The sequence below is a fragment of the Microbacterium sp. CSI-V genome, from assembly GCF_001984105.1.
In the GTDB taxonomy this organism is placed as follows: Bacteria; Actinomycetota; Actinomycetes; order Actinomycetales; family Microbacteriaceae; genus Microbacterium.
On record NZ_MTQM01000008.1, the window covers coordinates 263,226 to 283,868 of the forward strand.

Genomic DNA, 20,643 nt, shown 5'->3' on the forward strand with positions numbered 1-20,643 from the left:
CTGCCTGACATCTCCACTGCGATCTGCAAGGGAGATGTCAGGCGCGTGCAGTCTCGGCGATCCGGGGCTCCCGGACCAACGACGCGGCTACTCGCCGGCGGTGGCCGGCGCTGCCTGGGCGGCGGGGGCCGCGTCGCGCGGGGCGCCGTGCGGACGGATCACCGACGGACGCTGCATGAACAGCACGGCGACCAGGCCCACCGCGATGACGATGATCGGCAGCAGCAGCGACTGGCCCATCGCCTGCGAGAAGCCGTCGACGACCTGCGGCGGCAGCGTCCCGGAACCGAAGCTCGCACCGGCATCCGCTGCCCCGGGCAGGTTCGCTTCGAGGCGGGCCTGCATGAAGGCCGCGATCGATGCCGATCCGATCACCGACCCGACGGTGCGGGTGGTGTTGTAGATGCCCGCGCCGGCACCCGCCTGCCGAGGGGGGAGGTTCCGCGTCGCGGTCGTGGCGAGCGGACCCCACATGCCGGCGTTGCCGACGCCCATGAGAGCGGAGGGGATGAGGAACGCCCAGATCGGGGCGTTGTTCAGGATGAGCGCGGTGTACAGGCCCAGGGATCCGCCGACCAGGAGGAGGCCCGGCACGAGGAGGAAGCGCGGGTCGGTGCGGTCGAGCAGCTTGCCGGCGAAGGGAGCGAGCACGCCCGACAGGATCGCGAGCGGGATGAGCAGCAGCGCCGACTCCGTGGGCGTGAGACCGCGGGCGAGCTGCAGATAGAACATCTGAGGCAGCGCCATGCTCGTGACGGTGAAGCCGACGGCCGCGATCGCGATGTTCGCGATCGAGAAGTTGCGATCGCGGAACAGGTCGAGCGGCACGAGCGGCTCGGTCGTGCTCCGGGCCTGCGTCCACACGAACAGGGCCATGACGACGACACCGCCGGCGACCATGGCCCAGATCCAGGGCGCCCAGCTGAAGTGCTCCCCCTCCTGCAGGCCGAACACGATGAGGAACAGACCGATGGCGCTGAGGACGACACCGAGGATGTCGAACTTGTGGGCGGTGCGCGGGAGCTGAGGAACGAGGATCAGCGCGGCGATGAAGCCGATCACGCCGACGGGGATGTTGATGAAGAAGATCCATTCCCACCCGAGTCCGTCGACGAGCAGTCCGCCGGCGAGCGGGCCGACGAGGGTGGCGACGCCGGCCGTGGCGCCCCACAGGCCCATCGCCGCACCGCGGTTCTGCGGCGGGAAGGTGCGCGTGATGACGGCCATCGTCTGCGGGGTCATGAGCGCGGCGCCCAGACCCTGCACCGCGCGGGCGATGATGAGCACCTCGAGCGTCGGGGCCAGACCGCACGCGAGCGAGGCGAGGGTGAAGATCGCAAGGCCCGTGAGGTAGACGTTCTTCGGTCCGAAGCGGTCGCCGAGACGACCGGTGATCAGCAGGGGCACCGCGTAGGTGAGCAGGTAGGCGCTCGTGACCCACACGACGTTGTCGAGGTTGTTGGTGTTCGGGTCGAGGGCCGCCTTAATCGCGGGATTCGCGACCGAGACGATCGTGGTGTCGACCAGGATCATGAAGAACCCGATGACCAGCGCCCAGAGGGCCGGCCACGGGCTGCGCGCGGGTGTGCCGTGCGTCCCGGTTCGAGGGGATGCCGCGGAGGCGGCGCGGGAGTCGGTCATGCGAGGGTCTCCTTCGAGACGTGGAGTCGTTGGTGGTGAGAGGGAATGCCGTCGACACCCCAGGGCAGGGTGCCGGTGACCAGGCCGTGGCGCAGGGAGTCCTGCCAGGCGAGTTCGGCGTCGAGGAGGACGGCCTGCCGTTCGACCTCGACCATGAATTGATGCGGCACCGCGCGCTCGCGCGCACGGGAGAGCCCGTCGCGGTGCACTTCGCGCGAGGCGACGAGGAGCTCCCGCCGCCGGTCGAGGAGCGCGACGACATCGTCGCGATCGAGGTTGTGGGCTTCGGCGAGCGCGACGCGGAAGTCGCCGGGCCGATCGATCTGCGGGAGTTCCGCGCGCACCCACGAGTCGACGGCGTCGCGTCCGGCGTCGAGCAGCCGATAGGTGGTGCGCTCGGGGCGGTTGCCGTCGCGGTCGACGCCCACCTCGGCGATCAGCCCCTCCCGTTCGAGGCGCGCGATCGTGTGGTAGATCGTGCCCTTCTGGAGGGGGACGAGCCGGTCGTCGCGGCGGTCACGCAGGAGGCGCAGCAGCTCGTACGGGTGCATGTCGCCCTCGCGCAGCGTCGCGAGCAACATCACCGCGAGCGGTGTGAGGCGCGTGGTCTCTGGCATCCACTCTCCATGGTCCGTGTCGACTAGTCCATGTGGACTATATCGCACGGATGGCCGGCGGGGGCGCGCGCGACGGATGAACGTTCGGTGTCCAGGACACACGGATGCGCTCGCGGGTCGTCCGCGTGTCTTGGACACTCAAGGGGGAGCGGGGGGCGGAACGCTGGATGCCACGGCGCCGGGCGTCACCCGAGACCGGCGTCAGCGCACGGGGGCGTCAGCCGACGGGGGTGTCGTGCTCCGCGGCGCGGTGACGCCGCCAGCGAGCGGGGAGGCCGAAGATGCCGCGTTGGTTGGCCTCTTCGACCTCGAGGCCGTAGTGCTCGCCGATCTGCTCGCGCAGCCGAGCGCGGTCGGCCTTGTCGTACGCCTTGAGCTCGCGCCGGAAGGCGACCACGGTGGCCCAGCAGATCGCCAGGAGGACGACACTGAAGGGCAGGGCGATGCTGATTGCCGCCGCCTGCAGGGCCGTGAGCCCGCCCGCGAGGAGCAGGGCGAAGGCGATCACGGAGGTCGCGAGCGCGAAGAACACGCGCGTCCAGCGCGGGGGCTCCTCCTCGCCGCCCGTGGCGATCATGCTCATCACGAGGGCGCCGGAGTCGGCGGAGGTGATGAAGAAGATCCCGATGAGGAGCAGGAACCCGACGACGAGGAACACCGACCCGGGGACCGTCTCGAGCAACTGGAACAGCGCGGTGGACACGTCGACCGTGCCGTCCGGCCCGACGAACGACGCCGAATCGGTGAGTTGCGCGTAGATCGCCGAGCCACCGAGGACGGTGAACCACAGGATGCCGACGAGCGTGGGCACGAGGATCACCCCGGTGACGAACTCGCGCACCGTCCGGCCGCGCGAGATACGCGCGATGAAGATGCCGACGAAGGGCGCCCACGAGATCCACCAGCCCCAGTAGAAGGCCGTCCACGCGCCCTGCCACGCCACGCCCGCGTCGCCGGAATAGGCGCTCACCGTGAACGACAGTCCGATGAAGTTCTGGATGTAGTTGCCCAGCGACTGCACGACATCGCGCAGGAGGAATTCGGTGGGCCCGACGAAGAGCAGGAACAGCATCAGCACCCCGGCCAGCACGAGGTTGATGTTCGACAGCCACTTCATGCCGCGGCCCACGCCCGACAGCACCGAGAACAGGACGAATCCGGTGATGATGCCGATGAGGATCGCCTGGCTGACGATCGACGTCGGCACGACGTTCAAGAACTCGAGGCCGGCGCTGATCTGGATGACCCCGAGGCCGAGCGACGTCGCGACACCGAACAGCGTCCCCACGAGGGCGGCGACGTCGATGGCGTTGCCCCACCCGCCCTGCACGAGCCGGGCGCCGAGGATCGGTTCGAGCGCCCACCGGATCGTGCGGGGGCGCTGGCGACGGTGGAAGGCGTAGGCCAGCGCGAGGCCGAGCACGACGTAGATCGACCATGCGTGCACCCCCCAGTGGAGGAACGTCTGCGACATCGCCTGTTGCGCGAGCTGCGTGGGCGTCCCCTCGACGCCGGGGCGGGGCGAGACGAAGTGGCTGAGCGGCTCGCTCACGCCGTAGAACACCAGACCGATGCCCATGCCCGCGGCGAACAGCAACGAGAACCACGACATCGTCGAGAATTCGGGCTCGTCGTCGTCCCGACCGAGCTTGATGCGGCCGAACCGGCTGAAGCCGACGACGAGCGCGAACACGACGAAGAACGCCGCGATGAGCATGTAGTACCAGTTGAATGCCGAGACGATCGCCGTCTGCAGTGCGCTGAAGGCCGCCTCGGCGGAGGCCGGGAAGATCAGCGAGAAAGCGATGAACACCAGTGCGATGGCGGCGGCGGGCCAGAACACCCAGCCGCGCAGGGTGTGGCGGTGGGAGCTTCCGTCGGAGGGATCGATGGATGCCGCGGTGTCGGGGGTCGCCTCGGTCATCCTTCAACGGTAGCGAGGTGTCCCCGCGGCGCAGGGGGGGCGGGCGCGCGCGGGCACGATGTGACAAAATCCGCGGCCTCGGGGCCGTCGTCGGTCGAGCCGACCCGCGATAATGAGCGGGTGATCCCCGCTTCCCCCCTCGCCCTCGACGGCTGGCGCCACGTCTACTCGGGCAAGGTCCGCGACCTGTACGTCCCCGCCGACACCGCCGAGGGAGCCTCGCCCGCGCACCTCCTCGTCGTGGCGAGCGACCGGGTGAGCGCCTTCGACCACGTGCTGAGCCCCGGCATCCCCGACAAGGGCGTGCTGCTGACGACGCTGAGCCTGTGGTGGTTCGACCGTCTCGCGGGCTCCGACGGGGGACGTGGCATCCCGAATCATCTCGCCGCCGACCACGCGCTCGAGGGCGATGAGGCCGTCGAGCTGATCCCGGATGCCGTGCGCGGACGCGCCATGCTCGTCCGCTCGCTCGACATGCAGCCGATCGAGTGCGTCGTGCGCGGCTACCTGACCGGGTCGGGGTGGGCCGAGTACCAGGCGTCGCGCACGGTGTGCGGCATCCCGTTGCCCGAGGGGCTCACGGACGGCGACCGTCTCCCCGAACCGCTGTACACGCCCGCGTACAAGGCGCCGATGGGCGAGCACGACGAGAACATCACGTACGAGCGCTCCGTCGAGCTCGTCGGCGACGACACCGCCGCCGCGCTGCGCGACCTTTCGCTCGAGATCTACCGCCGCGCCGCCGCGATCGCCGAGGAGCGGGGGCTGATCCTCGCCGACACGAAGTTCGAGTTCGGATACGACGACGCCGGGGTGCTGACGCTCGCCGACGAGGTGCTGACCTCGGACTCGTCCCGGTACTGGGATGCCGAGGCTTGGCGCACCGGCACGACCCCCACCGAGCGCATGGCGAGCTTCGACAAGCAGATCGTCCGCGACTGGCTCGCCGCGAACTGGGACAAGCAGGGCGAGCCGCCCGCGCTGCCCGACGACATCGTGACGCGCACCCGCGCCCGCTACGCCGAGCTGCTCGAGCAGCTGACGTCCTGACGCCGCCGCCGGCGCGGCGTCGCACGACGTCGAGAACACACGTTCGGGCCCAGCGCGTACGCTGCGGACGCACGGAGCATGTGCATTCGGCCGGAACGTGTGCGCTCGGCATCCATCCCCCACCCCCATCGCGAGGAGAACCATGTTCCAGTGGAAGCTGCACGGCAACGGGCGCACCGTCGAGGCCGGAGCGGTCGTCGCACCGGGTGAACGCCTGAACTGGGGCGCCACGGTCGCGATCGGGCTCCAGCACGTGATCGCGATGTTCGGGGCGACGTTCCTCGTCCCCGTGCTCACCGGCTTCCCGGTGTCGACGACGCTGCTGTTCTCGGGTCTCGGGACGCTGCTGTTCCTGCTCGTCACCCGAAACCGGCTCCCCAGCTACCTCGGTTCGTCGTTCGCGTTCATCGCGCCGGTGACCGCCGCCACCACGATCGGCGGAACGGGGTCGGCTCTCGCGGGCATCGTCGCGGTCGGCATCCTGCTCGCGCTCATCGGGGTCGTCGTGCAGTTCGCCGGCCTCGGGTGGGTCGACAAGGTCATGCCGCCGGTCGTCGCGGGGGCCATCGTCGCCCTCATCGGCTTCAACCTCGCCCCCGTCGCGTGGTCGAACTTCCAGCTGCAGCCGCTCCCCGGCACGATCACGCTCGTCGCGGTGATCCTGTTCAGCGTCCTGTTCCGCGGGTTCCTCGGCCGCATCTCGATCTTCCTCGGCGTCATCGTCGGCTATGTCGCGACGGTGCTGATCCAACTCGGGACGGGTGAGACGCTCATCGACTTCGCGCCCGTCGAGGCCGCGCCGTGGATCGGCCTGCCGGAGTTCCACCTCGCCGATTTCACGACGCCGCAGACCTGGTCGGTCATCGCGATGTTCCTCCCCGTCGTGCTGGTGCTGGTGGCCGAGAACGTCGGTCACGTGCGGGGTGTCGCCGCGATGACGGATGCCACGGCCAACCGCTCCACCGGACGTGCGCTGATCGCCGACGGCGTCGCCACCACGCTGGCCGGAACATTCGGCGGGTCGGGCACCACGACGTACGGCGAGAACATCGGCGTCATGGCCGCCACCCGCGTGTACTCGACGGCGGTGTACTGGGTCGCCGGTCTCACGGCCATCGTGCTCAGCCTGTCACCGAAGGTCGGAGCGGTGTTCAACACCATCCCGCCGGGAGTGCTCGGCGGTGTCACGACCGCGCTGTACGGCCTCATCGGGATCATCGGCATCAAGATCTGGGTCGACAACCGCGTCGACTTCTCGCGCCCCGTGAACCAGTACACCGGCGCCGTCGCGCTGGTGCTCGCGATCGCCGGGTTCACGATGCAGTGGGGCGACTTCCAGCTCGGCGCGATCGTGCTCGGCGCCGTCGCGGCCCTGGTGATCTACCACCTCGGCAACGCGATCGCCCGGGCCCGCAAGACGGGCGCCGACGACGGCGGTCCGATCCCCGCGGTCGGCCCGCTGGGCGGCGACCCGTCCTGACGCGCGAGCATCCGGCATCCGGCGCGTCCGCGCGTCCGCGCGCTGCCGCCGAAAGCACACGTTCGGGTCGAGCGCACACGCTCTGGACGGCCCGGGCATGTGCGCTCGGCCGGATCGTGTGCGCTCGGCCGGATCGTATGCGCTCGGCACAGCCCGGCGCGGCGGCGCGCGGCGCCGGGGAGCGACGGCGCGCGGACCGGGGCGCGCGGCCCAGGGCCTGCGCCACCGGGAGCCGTTTCACGTGAACTGGGCGACCGTACACGACGTGACGCGGCCAGGAGCCGTGCGCTCGGCCGGATCACGTGAAATGGGCCACCGCGGCACCGCCGCCCCGCACCGATCACCCAGGCCGTCCCGGTAAACTGGATGAGGCGTGTCGGGAAGTCTGGTCGACGAATGAGTCGATCGACCCCTGGAAGGGATGCCATGACCGAGACCCACACGCGCGCGCCGAGCTGGCCGGGCTACCGCGAAGTCCACCGCGTCACGACCGTGCTGCGCCGCGAGTCGGTCGGGGGGATGCTGCTCGTCATCGCTGCGATCGCGGCGATCATCTGGGCCAACTCCCCCGCCGCGGACGCGTACTTCGCGCTTCGCGACCTGCGCTTCGGGTACGAGCCGTGGCACCTCGAGCTGAGCGTCGGCGCGTGGGCGGCCGACGGGCTGCTGGCGATCTTCTTCTTCATGGTCGGGCTGGAGCTCAAGCGCGAGATCGTGGTGGGAAGCCTCCGGCGCTTCAGCACCGCGATCGTGCCGATCACCGCGGCCGCGGCCGGTGTCGCGGTTCCCGCGCTCATCTACGTCGCCGTCGTCGCGTCGCAGCCGAGCCTGCTCGCCGGCTGGGCGATCCCCGCCGCGACCGACATCGCGTTCGCCGTCGCCGTGCTCGCGCTCGTCGGTTCGCATCTGCCCGGGCCGCTCCGCATCTTCCTTCTCACCCTCGCGGTGGTCGACGACCTCATCGCGATCGCGATCATCGCGCTGTTCTACACGAGCGACATCTCGCTCATCCCCCTCGCCGTCTTCGCGGTTCTGGTCGTGGTCTACGGCACGATCGCGCACCTCGGCCGCGCCTGGTTCGCCCGCAACGCGTGGGCGGCGTGGGTCGTGCTGCTGCCGATCGGTTTCGCGGCGTGGGCGTTCCTGCACGCGTCGGGCGTCCACGCGACGATCGCGGGCGTCGCGCTGGCGTTCACGATCCCGGTGGCCGCGTCGAAGCGGAAGCCCGAGATCCGCGGCATGGATCTCGCCGAGCAGTTCGAGCACCGCTTCCGCCCCCTGTCCGCGGGCATCGCCGTGCCGATCTTCGCGTTCTTCGCGGCCGGCGTCGCGATCGGCGGCGGCGAGGGCCTGCTCCGCGCCATCCAGGACCCCGTCACCATCGGCGTCGTCGCGGGTCTCGTGCTCGGAAAGCCCATCGGCATCCTGCTCGGGGTCCGTCTGCTCACGCTCGTGACGAAGGTGCGCCTCGACCCGGCGCTCAAGTGGATCGACCTCGCGGGAGTGGGCCTCCTCGCGGGGATCGGCTTCACCGTGTCGCTTCTGATCGCCGAGCTCAGTTTCCCCGCGGGTTCACCGCACACCGACGACGCGAAGATCGCGATCATGGTCGCGTCGCTGCTGGCATCCGTGCTGGCGGCCAGCGTGCTGCTCACCCGCAACCGCCGCTACAAGCAGCTCGCGGCGATGGAGGACGTGGATGCCGACGGCGACGACGTCCCCGATGTGTACCAGCAGCCGCTCCCCCGCGACAGCTGATCCCGGAGCGGGTCAGCCGTAGATCTGCGCGGCGATGTCCGACAACCAGGCCCGCGCGTTGACGTTCACGGTCTCGAGGTAGATCCAGACGTCGTCACGCGCGACGACGACGTCTTCGCTCGTGGCCGCGTCGCCGGGGCGCATGCAGTACTGCGCCCCGAAGTCCTGTGCCGCCTGGCACTGGTACCCCTCGGATGCCAGCTGCTGGAGGCCGGTCGAGACGTCGGCGTCGCTCGCGGTGCTGACGATGATCAGGACCGCCGCGGCTTCTTCCTGGATCCAGTTGCACGACAGCTTCGTGGTGGCGTTGGGGGGCGAGGGGCGGACGAACCCGTCGGCGTGCTGCGCGGTGAGGTTGCCGACGGTTTCGGCCCGGCTGCTTGCGGTGCCGAGGTCGTCGCAGGATGCCGGGATGTTGGCCGCCGCGCTCGGAGGCGTCTCGGAAGCGGTGGGTGTCGGCGTCGGACTCGGCGTCGCGACCGTCACCGTCGGCGTCGCGGTCTCGGACGCGACGGGCGTCGCCTGTTCGGGTACGCATCCGGCCAGGCTCGCGATCGCCACCAGCGCGGCGACCGCGGCGACGCTTCTCCATCGACGCATCGTCGATCCTCTCGACACCGGCGCGGACTCGGGTATCCGCGCGCTCGATAGCGCTCACAGTATCGGCTGGCGCCGACGTCCGCCCGACCCGTCACCCGACGGGGTCAGGCGGATCCGCGCTCGATGATCTCCGTCGGCAGGATCGCGGTGTTCGCCGTCGCCCGGCCGGCGAGCACGTCGAGCAGCATCGTCGCCATCTGTCGCCCCTGGTCGCGCGAGGGTTGCCGCACGGTCGTGAGGGCGGGAACGAGCGAGGTCGCGACCGCAGAGTCGTCGAAGCCGATGATCGCGATGTCGCGACCCGGCTCGTGCCCCTGCTCGCGCAGAGCGGTGTACGCGCCGCGGGCCATGAGATCGCTCGCGACGAACAGCGCCTCGGGAAGATCGCCGGATGCCAGGATCCTCCGCATCGCGTCGGCGCCCCCGGCCTCGGTGAAGTCGCCGTCCTCCACCGCGACGGGCTCCAGTCCCGCCTCGGCGAGCACGTCGCGGAAGCCCTGCAGACGGTCGATGCCGGCGGGCATGTCGGCGGGTCCGGCGACGGTCGCGATTCGGCGGTGGCCGCGGTCGATCAGGTAGCGGGTGGCATCCCGCCCGCCCCGGACGTTGTCGACGTCGACGTAGTGGTCGGCGGGACGCACGCGCGCGGGGCGCCCGCCGAAGACCACGGGCACGGTGTCGGCCAGGCGGTCGACGAACGTGTCGCTGGTGTGGTGGGAGGCGACGATGGCACCGTCGACGCTGCCCCCGCGGAGGTAGCCGAGGGCTTTGGCGCTGGCGTCGTCGGTGGCGATGAGCATGTTCATCACGTAGTCGGACTCGCCGATGACCTGCGAGATCCCGGCGACGATCGATCCGAAGAACGGGTCGCCGAAGAAGCGGTCGGTGTCTTCGGGGATGACCAGGGCGATCGCGCGCGTCTGCCGGCTGGCGAGCGAACGGGCCGCGCGGTTGGGGACGTACTGGAGCTCTTCTATCGCCCGGCGGACCGCTTCGAGCGCCGACGGAGAGACGGCGGTCGAGCCGTTGACGACCCGGGACACGGTGGAGCGGGAGACACCCGCTCGAGCGGCGACTTCTTCGATGGTGGCGGCACCGCGCACGGGGGTCAGTGACATCGGGCTCCTCCCGGGATCAGCGACGCGACGGTGAGCCGGATCACTCCCGGCGACGTTGCGAGCGTACTCCTTCGCGCTGTCGCACAACCCGCTCGGCGCGACCGAATGACGCGCCGAGCAGGTCGACGATGAGGGTGAAGTACGTCAGGCGGCAGGCAGCGCGTCGGCCGAAGCCGGCGCCACCAGCGCCCTCTCCGCGATCACCCGCGCGTACGCCAGGCCGGAGTCCTTCACGGAGCGCTCCTGCGTCGCGTAGTCGACGTGCACGATACCGAAACGCTTCTCGTAGCCCCAGGCCCACTCGAAGTTGTCGAGCAGCGACCAGTAGAAGTAGCCGCGGACGTCGATGCCCTTGTCGACGGCATCCAGGACGGCGGCGAGATGCGCCTCCACGAACTCCACGCGCTCGGAGTCGTGGACGCGCGTCTCGCCGTCCTCGGTCACGGGCACGTCGTCGTAGGCGGCACCGTTCTCGGTGATGTAGAGCGCGACACCGGCCTCGGCAGAGTACTCGGCGCTCACGCGCTCGAGCAGGCCGGTGAGGGCCTCGGGCTGCACCTCCCAGCCCATCGTGGTGCGGGGAAGGCCCCGCTCGTGCCAGTACAGGTTCTCGTGCGCGGGGAACGGCGACGCGATCGGGCGCACCGTGGGGGCGTCGCCCGCCGGCGGGTTGACCAGCGGCGGCCTGCCACCGACGTACTCGCCGTGGTAGTAGTTCACGCCGAGGGTGTCGATCGGGGTCGAGATGACGTCGAGGTCGCCCGGGCGCACGGCCTCCTGCCACTGCCGCACCGCGGCGGCATCCACGTTCCGGAAGTCCTGGATGATGTCGGCCGGGTAGCTGCCGCGGAACACCGGGTCGAGGAACCAGCGGTTGAACTGGCCGTCGATGCGGCGCGCGGCGTCGAGGTCGGCGGGGTCCGTGGGGTCGACGGCATCCGCCACGGTCAGGTTCAGCGTGAGCCCGAGGTTGAGCGAGGCGTCGCGGGCCCGGAGCTCGCGCACGGTCTGACCGTGCCCCAGGAGCAGGTGGTGCGCGGCGAGCATGCCCTCGGCCTGCGAGTAGTGTCCGGGCGCGTGGGCGCCGGCGGTGTAGCTGAGGAACGACGAGCACCACGGCTCGTTGAGCGTCGTCCACACGTTCACGCGGTCGCCCAGGGCGTCGTGCATGTCGAGCGCGTACTCGGTGAAGAGGTCGCTCGTCTCGCGGACGGTCCAGCCGCCGCGTTCCTGCAGGGCCTGGGGAAGATCCCAGTGGTACAGGGTCAGCCACGGGAGGATGCCGGCATCCAGGAGCTCGTCGACGAGACGCTTGTAGAAGTCGACGCCCTTCGCGTTGAGCGCGCCACCGTCGGGACGCACGCGCGACCACGAGGTCGAGAAGCGGTAGGTCTGCAGGCCGAGGCTCTTCATGACCTGCACGTCGCCGGCGTAGCGGTGGTAGTGGTCGCACGCGACATCGCCGTTGTCGGCGTTGATCACCGCGTCGGGAACCCGGCTGAAGGCGTCCCAGATCGAGGCCGTGCGCCCGTCCTCGAACGCGGCCCCCTCGATCTGGTACGCGGCGGTCGCCGCACCGAAGAGGAAGCCCTCGGGAAAGGCTCGAGTGTGGGACATGGATCGGGTTCCTTCCGTGGGCGCAAGCGTCATCCCTTGACCGCCCCTTGCATGATGCCACTGACCAGCTGCTTGCCCGCGAAGACGAACAGCAGCAGCAGCGGGATCGTCGACAGCAGCACGCCCGCGAGCACGATGGAGTAGTCGACGAAGTAGTTGGACTGCAGGAGCGACAACGCCACCGGCAGCGTCGGGTTCTGGCGGTCGAGCACGATGAACGGCCAGAAGAAGTTGTTCCACGCGCTCACGAATGTGAACAGCGCGAGCATCGCCGCGGCGGGCCGCGCCGCGGGCACCCCCACCGTGAGGAACGTGCGGAACGAGCTGGCACCATCGACGCGCGCCGCCTCGATCAGCTCGTCCGGCACCGCCTGGCGCAGGTACTGCGTCATCCAGAACACGCCGAACGCGCTGGTCAGCGCCGGAATGATGATCGCGCCGAGCTGCCCGGTCCACCCGAGCTCGCTGAACAGGATGTACAGCGGCACGACGCCGAGCTGCGTCGGCACGGCCATCGTCGCCACGACGAAGACGAGCAGCCACGGTCCTCCGCGGAACTTCAGCTTCGCGAACGCCCACCCCGCGAGGGTGGAGAAGAAGACGACGGATGCCGCGATCAGACCCGAGCTGACGATGGAGTTCACCAGCGCCGGCCAGAAGTTGACCGCCGGGTCGCCCATGACGGACGCGGCATTGGCGAAGAAGTTGCCCCCGGGGATCCACGACCGGTTCGCGTCGCGGATGGTCGACGAATCGCCCGACCCGATCAGCAGCGACCAGTAGAAGGGGAACACGCTCGCGAGCAGCACCGCGCCGAGGGCGGTGTACACGAACCAGCCCGGGCGCGAGCCGCGCACCGCGCGGGGACGGCGCGGCTTCGCGGGCAGGTCGGGGTCGACGACGGCGACCGGGACGGCGTTGACGGCGGTCATCGGGCCGCCTCCTCTCGCTGGAGCTGCTTCTTCGCCGCGCGCGCCTGGGCGCGCAGCTCGCGGCGGGACCGCGTGTCGCGTCGGCCCTCGTCGCGCACGAGCGAGCGCGTGATGAACAGATTGACGACGCCGATGGCGAGGATGATGAGGAACAGGATCCACGCGAGCGCCGCCGCGCGTCCGAAGTTCCACTCCCCCCACCCGACGTTGTAGAGCCACAGCGTCACGGTCAGCCACTGGTTGTCGGCGCCGCCGGTGCCGTACTGGTCGTACATGCGCGGCTCGTCGAAGATCTGCAGGCCGCCGATGGTCGAGGTGATGATGACGAAGATCAGCGTCGGCTTCAGGCTCGGCATCGTGATCGAGAAGAACTGCCGGACCTTGCCGGCGCCGTCGACGGTCGCGGCCTCGTAGTACTCGCGGGGCACGGCCTGCATCGCGGCCAGAAGGATCAGGGTGTTGTACCCGGTCCAGCGGAAGTTCACCATCGTCGCGATCGCGATGTGGCTGGCGAAGGCATCCGAGTGCCACGGCACCGCGGGCAGGCCGAGGTTCTGCAGCGTGGTGTTCACGACGCCGTACTGGTCGCCGAACATGTTGCTGAAGATCAGGGCCACGGCCACGGGGGCCATGACGTAGGGGATGAGGACGCTCATGCGCCAGAAGGTCTTGGCGCGGATGTTCTGGTCGAGCATCGCGGCGATGAAGATCGCCAGGATCAGCTGCGGCACGCTCGAGAGCAGGAAGATGCTGAACGTGTTGCGCAGCGCGATCCAGAACTTCGGCTGGCTGAGCACCCACGCGTACTGGTCGAACCCGATGAACTGGCCCGAGTTGCGCACCAGGTCCCAATCCATGAACGAGATCACGGCGGTGTACGCGATCGGGAAGAGCCCGGTGACCGCGAACAGGACGAAGAACGGCGAGATGTAGAGGTAGGGCGAGAGCTTCAGGTCCCACGCGCTGCGGCGCTTGCTGAAGCCCACCCGCCGGGGCTCGCGCGCCCTCGGCGCCGCGGCCCCCGTGGGTCGTTCGAGTGTGCTGGTCACGGTGTGTGCTCCGTTTCTGACGCGTGAGGGGTCAGAATCTGTCGCCTGCGACGGAGCCGAAGCGACAATTCTTGACCCCTCGCGCGAGAAGGGGATGGGCGACGGATGCCAGGGGCGCGAAGCCGCGGCCCCTGGCATCCGTTCGCGGGGGTCAGGACAGGGCGTCGACCTCTGCCGCCCACTGCTTCCAGGAGTCGGTCGCGCTCTGCGTGCCGTCCTCGACACGGGTCAGCGCCTTCTGCATGGCGTCGTTGATCTGGAAGTAGAACTTCCCCTTGTAGGGCGAGACCTTCACGGCCTGCGCACGCTCGGAGAGGATCTCCCCGACGGGTGCGTTGTTGAAGTACTCGTTGGTGTTGCTCAACAGCGAATCGGCCTTCAGCGCGTCCGTCTGGCTGGGGAACGTCCCGGCGCTCTCGAACGCCTTGACCTGCGTCTCGGGGTTCGTCAGCCAGTCGGCCAGCTCCTGCGCGGCCTCGACGTTCTTGCCGTTGGCGGGGACGGTCAGGTACGAGCCGCCCCAGTTGCCGGCGCCACCGGGGAAGACGTTGGCGATGTCCCAGCCCGTGACGTCGGGGGCGTTGCCCGAGATGACGCCGAGCATCCAGCCGGGGCAGAGCATCGTCGCGAACGCGCCGTTGGACAGACCCGCGAACCAGTCGTCGGACCACTGGCCGAGGTGCGCCGACTGCGTGGCGCTGGCCGCGAGGACCTCGTCGTAGATCTTCTTGACCTCGGGGTTCTGGGTCGCGGTGATCTCGCCGCTGTCGGGGTTCTCGTACGCGGCCTCGACCTGGTTGATGGCGCCCTGGTAGGTGCCGCCGGCGGAGTCGAAGAACGCCTTCCCGGTCGCGGCGACGTACTTGTCACCCAGGGCGAAATAGGTGGACCAGTCGCCCTCGAGGAGCTTGGCGACCTCGGCGCGATCGGTGGGCAGACCCGCCGCGGCGAACAGATCGGAGCGGTAGCAGACGCCTTCGGGTCCGATGTCGGTGCCGTAGCCGATGAGATTGCCTTCGGGGCTCGTCGCGGCCGTCACCTTGTAGTCGAGCCAGCGGCTCTTCAGGTCGTCGGGGACCGGGGCGAGGAGGTCGGCGTACTGCATGACCTCAGGCAGCCAGTCGACCTCGATCGCCTCGATGTCGGCGAGGCCGGTCTTGCCGAGCTTCTGGAAGTAGTTCTCGCGGGCCTCGTTGCTGGTCGCGGCCTTGTTGTGGACGATCTTCACGTTCGGGTGCGCGTCCATGTACTCCTGCAGGAGCGCGTCGGTGTACCCGAAGTCGTTGAACGTGGCGACGGTGAGGGTGACCTCGCCGTCGGCCGATGCGGTGCCCCCGCCACCGGAGCAACCGGCGAGCACGAGGGCGGAGGTGGAGGCGACGGCCGCGACGAGGGCGGCACGACGCAGGGCACGTGATTTCACAGAACACTCCTTCGTGGTGGGTGATGCGGTGTGCTCCTGTGCGCGGCGCCCCCTCGACCTCTGAACCGTGGGAGCGCTCTCACCGATCCCGCATGACGTTATGGGATCGCTCCCAAAGTGTCAAGGGAGCGCTCCCACACTCCGCCGCAGGACGCAATCCCTTGTCTCGACGGCGCAAGCCGGTGTCGGCGGCGGCATGGGACGGCCCCGTAGAATGGCATCCACTGCCCTTCCGACACCTGGAGCTGGAATGCCCACCATCGTCGTCGACGTCATGCCCAAGGCCGAGCTTCTCGACCCGCAGGGGAAGGCCGTCGCCGGCGCCCTGTCGCGACTGGGCGAGAACCGCTTCTCCGACGTGCGGATCGGCAAGCGCTTCGAGCTGACCGTCGAGGGCGAGGTCGACGAGGCCACGCTGGCCCGCGCCCGCGAGCTCGCCGACGAGATGCTCTCGAACGCCGTGATCGAGGACGTGGTGAACATCGAGGTCGTCGAGTGACGACGCGCATCGGGGTCATCACCTTCCCCGGCTCCCTCGACGATCGCGACGCGCAGCGGGCCATCCGCCTCGCGGGGGCCGAGCCGGTCGCGCTGTGGCACGGCGAGCACGACCTCCGGAGCGTCGACGCGCTCGTCCTGCCCGGCGGCTTCAGCTACGGCGACTACCTCCGCGCCGGCGCGATCGCCGCGTTCGCGCCGATCATGGCCGAGGTGAAGGATGCCGCCGCCAAGGGCATGCCGATCCTCGGCATCTGCAACGGTTTCCAGATGCTCGTCGAGGCGCACCTGCTTCCCGGTGGGCTGATCCGCAATGCGCACCAGCAGTTCATCCGCCGCGACCAGCGCCTGCGCGTCGAGAACGCCTCCACCGCCTGGACCAGCGCATTCGACGAGGGCGACGAGATCGTCATCCCGCTGAAGAACGCCGACGGCGGATACATCGCGGATGCCGAGACCCTGGCTCGCGTCAACGGCGAGGGCCTCGTCGCGTTCCGGTACCTGGGCGTGAACCCGAACGGTTCGCTCGACGACATCGCCGGCCTCACGAACGAGCGCGGCAACGTCGTCGGCCTGATGCCGCACCCGGAGCACGCCGTCGAGCCCGGCTTCGGCCCGGGCACCTCCGTCGCGATGCGCTCCGGCGTCGACGGGCTCGGTTTCTTCACCTCGGCCATCTCGGCCGTCGTCGCCGCGGCGGCGTAACACCCCTCGCGGGTACCCGCCGTCCCACCTCCTGATCGTGCGCGATGCCGGCCGACTGACTATCGTTCTTCCTACCGACGGTCGGAGAGCCCGGCGGCACGGTCGCGGCGGACCCGACATCGCCCGATCCACACCATTCGTTGCGCGTCGTACCGCAGCGATCGCCGACGCTCACCCGCACCGACGGACGGGGAGTCCGGTGCACGTCGACGCGTGCGCGGGCGGAGGGGGATCGTCGTGGCAGAGGAAGCACCCGCGGGCGGGGACCTCTTGCGCGCGGCATCCGTCCAGACGCTGCTGCGACTGGAACCCGGGCACGGCCAGCCGATCGGGCGGCATCTGACCCTGCTCGCGGAGGTGGACCCCGGGCCGGCACCCGCGACGTGGACCGACGCCCGCGCCGGCGTACTCTCGAGCGTCCTCGCCGCACGCGCTCGGCGGGACGCCCTCGGCGACGGCCTGGACCTGATCCACCGCTACTTCGTCGACGGACGTCTCACCCGGCCGGCCTCCCTCTCGACGGCGGCCCGCTCGCGTCTGTACGCGAGCGTCAGCGAGTACTGCTCCGCGGTCGGATGGCCGCAGATCGCGGCGCGGTACGCCGCGGAGGCCCGGGAGTTCGCCGACACCGATGCGCAGCGATACCGCGCGCACAGCGTGCACGCCCTCGCTCTCGCCCTCAACGCGGAATACGTCTCGGCCGCCGACGCCGTCCGCGAGGCGCATGCCCTGTTCGCTGCGCACGACTGGCACGACGACGACCTCTCGCACTGTCTCTTCCTCGGCGAAGCGATGCTCGCCCTCACCCGCGCCGACGCCGAGCGCCTCCGCCAGCTCGCCGACGGCTTGCAGCGCACACCGTCGGATCAGCCGTACTGGAACTTCGGTGCAGCGGTGATGCGTGTCGCCGCGCACTTCTTCGACCGCGATCTCGCGTCCGGCCTGGCCGAGAGCCGTCGTCTGCTGCACGCCTCCGATCGCGCCCGCAGCCCCCGCCTCGAGCGCGACCTCCTCCTCGGGATGCACGCCGACATGCTCGCCCTCCACGGCGAGTTCGACGAAGCCCTCGCGGTGCTGTCCACCGGCGTCACGCATCCCGGTCACGCCGTGTGCTTCCCGATGCAGCGCGCCGCGACGCTGCTGCTCACCGGTCGCGAACGCGAGGTGATCGAGTCGACGAACGCGTGCGTCGCCCTCCACGACGAGCACTGCCTGCGCACGCTCACGCCGCTGCTCACGCGCCGCGCGGTGGCGTTCCTGCGACTGGGCAACGACCAGCGCGCGACGCAGAGCATGGAATCCGCCGTGGTGCTCATCGCCCAGACCGGCGGATCGCTCATGCCGTTCCTGATGATCCCGAGCTCGGACGCGGCACGACTCCTCGACCTCGTGGCCGGAGTCCGCGACGATCTGGGCGAGACCATCGACCGGCTGCGTTCCGCCCTCCCGGCCCTCGCCGCCCGCCAGGCCCTGTCCCCGGCCCTGACGCCGCTGACACCGACCGAACGGGAACTCGCGCACCTGTTGCGCACGACCCGGTCGGCGTCCGAGATCGCCCGGGCTCGCGGGGTCTCGGTGAACACCGTGAAGTCGCAGATGCGCTCGATCTACGGCAAGCTCGGCGTCTCCCGACGCGAAGAGGCCCTGCGGGTGCTGGAGTCCCGCCCCGACTGAGGGGCCTGCGAGGCGCCCGGGCGCGCGGAGACCAGCGACCCGTCACCGAGCAGGCTCTCCCGTGAGCTCGCCGCAGGCCACCCCTCCTCCCCCGCGCCGCTCAGCCGAGTTTCATCCGCTTCTCCGCCCCTCCCCGGGCGGAAGGCGGACATTTGTCCTATCCTCATGAATGGGACCGCTCCCCGGGGGCTGGCGGTTCCAGCGGCCGCTCGCGAACCCGAATCCGTGTCCGACCGCCCGTCCTGGGTGCCTGTCTATCCATGACGCGACCGTGGGGCGCACCGATGCGCCGCACGTAGGCGGTCGCGTTCGTGTCACGGAGGTCACATGAGCGATTCCGATGGTCCCATCAGCCCGAGCGCCGCGCTCCGCGCGGCTGCGGCCCACACGTTCGCGCGCCTGGAACCCGGGCACGGGCAACCGCTCGCGCGCCACCTCGCCCTCCTGGCGGAAGCCGAGCCGGGCGCGACCCCCCTGATCTGGACAGACACCCGGGCGATGGTCCTCACCTCGATGCTGGTGGCACGCGCGCGTCATGACGCGCTCGGCGACGGCATCGAACTCGTGTCGCGCTACTTCGACAGCGGACGTCTCACGCGTCCCGCGGCACTGTCGGGTCCGGCCCGCTCCGCGCTGTACGCGGGCGTCGCGGAGTACTGCGCCGCGGTCGGATGGCCGCAGATCGGTGGGCACTACGCGGCCGAGGCCCTGCTCTTCGCCGAGACCCCGGCGCAGCGCTACCGCGCGTTGAGCGTGCAGGCGTTGAATCTCGGGCTGAACGCCGAATACCCCGGCGCGGCAAGGGCGATCGACGACGCGCGCCGGCTGTACGGCGACTGCGGGTGGGCCGCCGAGGACGTCTCGCACTGCATCCTGCTCGGAGACGGATTCGTCGCTGCCAGCCGCGCGGAATCAGCACGTATGCACGCGATCGCCGACGAACTCGAGCACGCCCAGCCCGATGATCCGTATTGGGTCTTCAGCGCCGAGATGACCCGGGTAGCCGCGATGTTCATCGGCCGCTCAGTTCCGGAGGCACTCGCCAAGAGCTGGGAACTCCTGCACTCCTCGGGCCGTACGCGGAGCTTCCGGATCGTCCGCGGCCTGCTCCTCGGCCTGCACGCCGACATGCTCACCGCCCTCGGTGAGTACGAAGAGGCCCTCGCCGTGCTCGACAACGCCGTCACCAACCCCGGCCATGCCGTGTGCTTCCCTATGCAGCGCTCGCGGACGCTCCTGCAGATGGGACGCGAGCGCGAGGTCATCGAGAACACGAACGCCTGTGTCGCCCTGCACGACGAACATTGCCTGCGCACCCTGACCCAGGTCCTGACTGTCCGCGCCGTCGCTTTCCTCCGGATGGGCGGCGAGAAGCGCGCACTGCAGAGCATGGAGTCCGCGTTCCGGCTCATCCAACGCACGGGGGGTTCGATGATGCCGTTCCTCATGATCCCGTTCTCGGAGACCGACCTCCTTCTGGATCGTCTGTCGGCGACCACTCCCGACCTCGCGTCCGCGGCAGCGACGACGCGACAGATGCTGCCGAAGATCGCCGCCCCTTCCGCCCGCGACGATGCCTTCGCCGTGCTGACCACCACCGAGCGGGAGCTCGCGTACCTCCTCACCTCGAGCCTCGGCATCCCCGACATCGCGCGGGCGCGGAACGTGTCGGTGAACACCGTGAAGTCACAGGTCCGGTCGATCTACGGCAAGCTGGGGGTGTCGAGCCGAGAGGATGCCGTCGCGTTGCTGCAGCGTCCGGACGAGTGACCGGGGAGCTCGCACCGAACGAGGAGCCCATACGCGCGACAGACCAGGATGCCGTCATCGACCGGATCCTCGCGCTCTGGAGCGGCGATCTCGAGACGTTGCCGTCCGAACCGCGGCTCGCGGAGCTCACGGGGGCGAGCAGGGCCTCGGTCCGCGAAGCACTCGTCCGGCTCGAAGAGCGCGGGTACGTGCACCGGACGCAGGGGACGCGCACGACCCCCAACCGCCGGCTGCCCGACGTCGGGCGCCGGATCGACGAGCAGTTCGATCACTCCCTGTCGATCCGTGCGGCCGGATACGAGCCACGACTCGAGGTCGCGGCATCCGGGGTCCGGGTTCTCGCGGCAGGCGACCCCGAGCGGTTCGACGATCTGCCCGACGGCACGCGGGTGTTCCGCACCGTGAAGGTGTGGAGCGTCGACGGCACGCCGTACGCGCTGGCGGAAGACCTCGTCCCCCTGGCCCAGGTCGTCGACCTCGACCCCCGGCGGCCGGTGTTCGACCTGGCGGAAGAGGCCAACGGCATCCGGGTCGCGTGGGAGACCCTGTGGGTCGACGCGGTGAGCCTGGATGCCGAGCGGGCGGCGCTGCTGTCGACGACGCCGGGTGTTCCGGTCGTCGAGATGACCTACTGCGGATACGGGACGGGCGACGACGTCGGTTACTGGTCGCGGGAGGTGCAGGTGTCCGCCCCCGCGGGGCTGCGGAACGCCCTCATCCGGCGCGTCCGCCACGATCGGGGCGTTTCGGGGTCGTAACGAGGTCGTGAACGTGTCAGACAAGTTGT

Annotated in this window: 17 protein-coding genes; 8 read left to right on the forward strand and 9 right to left on the reverse strand. The window is 70.0% G+C overall.

The annotated features are described in order from the left end of the window. Positions 1 to 87: 87 nt before the first annotated feature. The 3 genes from CSIV_RS07885 to CSIV_RS07895 all read right to left on the reverse strand — a co-directional run bounded on the left by CSIV_RS07885 (position 88) and on the right by CSIV_RS07895 (position 4,182). Positions 88 to 1,641 carry a DHA2 family efflux MFS transporter permease subunit gene (locus tag CSIV_RS07885; RefSeq protein ID WP_077050857.1) on the reverse strand — a complete coding sequence of 518 codons (1,554 nt, stop codon included), beginning with the start codon at positions 1,639 to 1,641 and terminating at the stop codon, positions 88 to 90. Next, positions 1,638 to 2,258 carry a PadR family transcriptional regulator gene (locus tag CSIV_RS07890; protein ID WP_077050858.1) on the reverse strand — a complete coding sequence of 207 codons (621 nt, stop codon included), beginning with the start codon at positions 2,256 to 2,258 and terminating at the stop codon, positions 1,638 to 1,640. The genes CSIV_RS07885 and CSIV_RS07890 overlap by 4 nt, the downstream gene beginning before the upstream one ends. A gap of 217 nt (positions 2,259 to 2,475) precedes the next feature. After that, entirely contained in the window at positions 2,476 to 4,182 is a 1,707-nt protein-coding gene (locus CSIV_RS07895; protein WP_077050859.1) for a BCCT family transporter, read from the reverse strand. Between the two features lie 120 nt (positions 4,183 to 4,302). Between CSIV_RS07895 and CSIV_RS07900 the strand changes: the two genes are divergently transcribed. From CSIV_RS07900 to nhaA, 3 genes are all read left to right on the forward strand, one after another. After that, the gene (locus tag CSIV_RS07900; RefSeq protein ID WP_083735052.1) at positions 4,303 to 5,232 is read left to right on the forward strand and encodes a phosphoribosylaminoimidazolesuccinocarboxamide synthase; all 930 of its coding nucleotides are present in this window, start codon (positions 4,303 to 4,305) and stop codon (positions 5,230 to 5,232) included. Positions 5,233 to 5,374: 142 nt separating this feature from the next. After that, positions 5,375 to 6,712: a uracil-xanthine permease family protein gene (locus CSIV_RS07905; protein ID WP_077050860.1), complete on the forward strand. Its 1,338-nt coding sequence runs from the start codon at positions 5,375 to 5,377 to the stop codon at positions 6,710 to 6,712. A gap of 426 nt (positions 6,713 to 7,138) precedes the next feature. After that, positions 7,139 to 8,470 (forward strand): Na+/H+ antiporter NhaA, encoded by a 1,332-nt coding sequence (gene nhaA, locus CSIV_RS07910; protein ID WP_077050861.1) that lies wholly within the window; start codon positions 7,139 to 7,141, stop codon positions 8,468 to 8,470. A gap of 12 nt (positions 8,471 to 8,482) precedes the next feature. Here nhaA and CSIV_RS18345 read toward each other — a convergent pair whose 3' ends face one another. The 6 genes from CSIV_RS18345 to CSIV_RS07940 all read right to left on the reverse strand — a co-directional run bounded on the left by CSIV_RS18345 (position 8,483) and on the right by CSIV_RS07940 (position 15,209). Continuing rightward, a complete protein-coding gene (locus tag CSIV_RS18345; RefSeq protein WP_077050862.1) occupies positions 8,483 to 9,070 on the reverse strand; it encodes a hypothetical protein in 588 nt (195 codons plus the stop codon). Between the two features lie 104 nt (positions 9,071 to 9,174). Next, positions 9,175 to 10,188 carry a LacI family DNA-binding transcriptional regulator gene (locus CSIV_RS07920; RefSeq protein ID WP_077050863.1) on the reverse strand — a complete coding sequence of 338 codons (1,014 nt, stop codon included), beginning with the start codon at positions 10,186 to 10,188 and terminating at the stop codon, positions 9,175 to 9,177. 144 nt (positions 10,189 to 10,332) lie between these two features. After that, entirely contained in the window at positions 10,333 to 11,805 is a 1,473-nt protein-coding gene (locus tag CSIV_RS07925; RefSeq protein ID WP_077050864.1) for a glycoside hydrolase family 1 protein, read from the reverse strand. A gap of 29 nt (positions 11,806 to 11,834) precedes the next feature. Beyond that, positions 11,835 to 12,737, reverse strand: a complete 903-nt coding sequence (locus CSIV_RS07930) for a carbohydrate ABC transporter permease (protein WP_077050865.1) — start codon at positions 12,735 to 12,737, stop codon at positions 11,835 to 11,837. After that, complete coding sequence (locus CSIV_RS07935; RefSeq protein ID WP_077050866.1) at positions 12,734 to 13,786, reverse strand: carbohydrate ABC transporter permease; 1,053 nt, start codon at positions 13,784 to 13,786, stop codon at positions 12,734 to 12,736. The genes CSIV_RS07930 and CSIV_RS07935 overlap by 4 nt, the downstream gene beginning before the upstream one ends. 151 nt (positions 13,787 to 13,937) lie before the next feature. Then, the gene (locus CSIV_RS07940) at positions 13,938 to 15,209 is read right to left on the reverse strand and encodes an ABC transporter substrate-binding protein (RefSeq protein ID WP_077050867.1); all 1,272 of its coding nucleotides are present in this window, start codon (positions 15,207 to 15,209) and stop codon (positions 13,938 to 13,940) included. Positions 15,210 to 15,459: 250 nt separating this feature from the next. On the opposite strand from CSIV_RS07940, the gene purS reads away from it, so the two are divergent. The 5 genes from purS to CSIV_RS07965 all read left to right on the forward strand — a co-directional run bounded on the left by purS (position 15,460) and on the right by CSIV_RS07965 (position 20,614). Beyond that, positions 15,460 to 15,708, forward strand: coding sequence for a phosphoribosylformylglycinamidine synthase subunit PurS (gene purS / locus CSIV_RS07945; RefSeq protein ID WP_022878640.1), 249 nt, complete (start codon positions 15,460 to 15,462; stop codon positions 15,706 to 15,708). After that, positions 15,705 to 16,412: a phosphoribosylformylglycinamidine synthase subunit PurQ gene (gene purQ / locus CSIV_RS07950; protein WP_077050868.1), complete on the forward strand. Its 708-nt coding sequence runs from the start codon at positions 15,705 to 15,707 to the stop codon at positions 16,410 to 16,412. Before purS ends, purQ begins: the two co-directional genes overlap by 4 nt. Before the next feature lie 237 nt (positions 16,413 to 16,649). After that, entirely contained in the window at positions 16,650 to 18,086 is a 1,437-nt protein-coding gene (locus CSIV_RS07955; RefSeq protein ID WP_077050869.1) for a helix-turn-helix transcriptional regulator, read from the forward strand. Positions 18,087 to 18,413: 327 nt separating this feature from the next. Then, positions 18,414 to 19,856, forward strand: a complete 1,443-nt coding sequence (locus CSIV_RS18635) for a LuxR family transcriptional regulator (RefSeq protein ID WP_077050870.1) — start codon at positions 18,414 to 18,416, stop codon at positions 19,854 to 19,856. Continuing rightward, entirely contained in the window at positions 19,853 to 20,614 is a 762-nt protein-coding gene (locus CSIV_RS07965) for a GntR family transcriptional regulator (protein ID WP_077050871.1), read from the forward strand. The genes CSIV_RS18635 and CSIV_RS07965 overlap by 4 nt, the downstream gene beginning before the upstream one ends. Positions 20,615 to 20,643: the final 29 nt, after the last annotated feature.

Excerpts from the sequence above, each read along its gene's own strand:
- CSIV_RS07885 (WP_077050857.1), bottom strand. The coding sequence starts at position 1,641 with ATGACCGACTCCCGCGCCGCCTCCGCGGCATCCCCTCGAACCGGGACG.
- CSIV_RS07890 (WP_077050858.1), bottom strand. The coding sequence starts at position 2,258 with ATGCCAGAGACCACGCGCCTCACACCGCTCGCGGTGATGTTGCTCGCG.
- CSIV_RS18345 (WP_077050862.1), bottom strand. The coding sequence starts at position 9,070 with ATGCGTCGATGGAGAAGCGTCGCCGCGGTCGCCGCGCTGGTGGCGATC.
- CSIV_RS07930 (WP_077050865.1), bottom strand. The coding sequence starts at position 12,737 with ATGACCGCCGTCAACGCCGTCCCGGTCGCCGTCGTCGACCCCGACCTG.
- CSIV_RS07925 (WP_077050864.1), bottom strand. The coding sequence starts at position 11,805 with ATGTCCCACACTCGAGCCTTTCCCGAGGGCTTCCTCTTCGGTGCGGCG.
- CSIV_RS07920 (WP_077050863.1), bottom strand. The coding sequence starts at position 10,188 with ATGTCACTGACCCCCGTGCGCGGTGCCGCCACCATCGAAGAAGTCGCC.
- CSIV_RS07905 (WP_077050860.1), top strand. The coding sequence starts at position 5,375 with ATGTTCCAGTGGAAGCTGCACGGCAACGGGCGCACCGTCGAGGCCGGA.
- CSIV_RS18635 (WP_077050870.1), top strand. The coding sequence starts at position 18,414 with ATGAGCGATTCCGATGGTCCCATCAGCCCGAGCGCCGCGCTCCGCGCG.
- CSIV_RS07895 (WP_077050859.1), bottom strand. The coding sequence starts at position 4,182 with ATGACCGAGGCGACCCCCGACACCGCGGCATCCATCGATCCCTCCGAC.
- nhaA (WP_077050861.1), top strand. The coding sequence starts at position 7,139 with ATGACCGAGACCCACACGCGCGCGCCGAGCTGGCCGGGCTACCGCGAA.
- purS (WP_022878640.1), top strand. The coding sequence starts at position 15,460 with ATGCCCACCATCGTCGTCGACGTCATGCCCAAGGCCGAGCTTCTCGAC.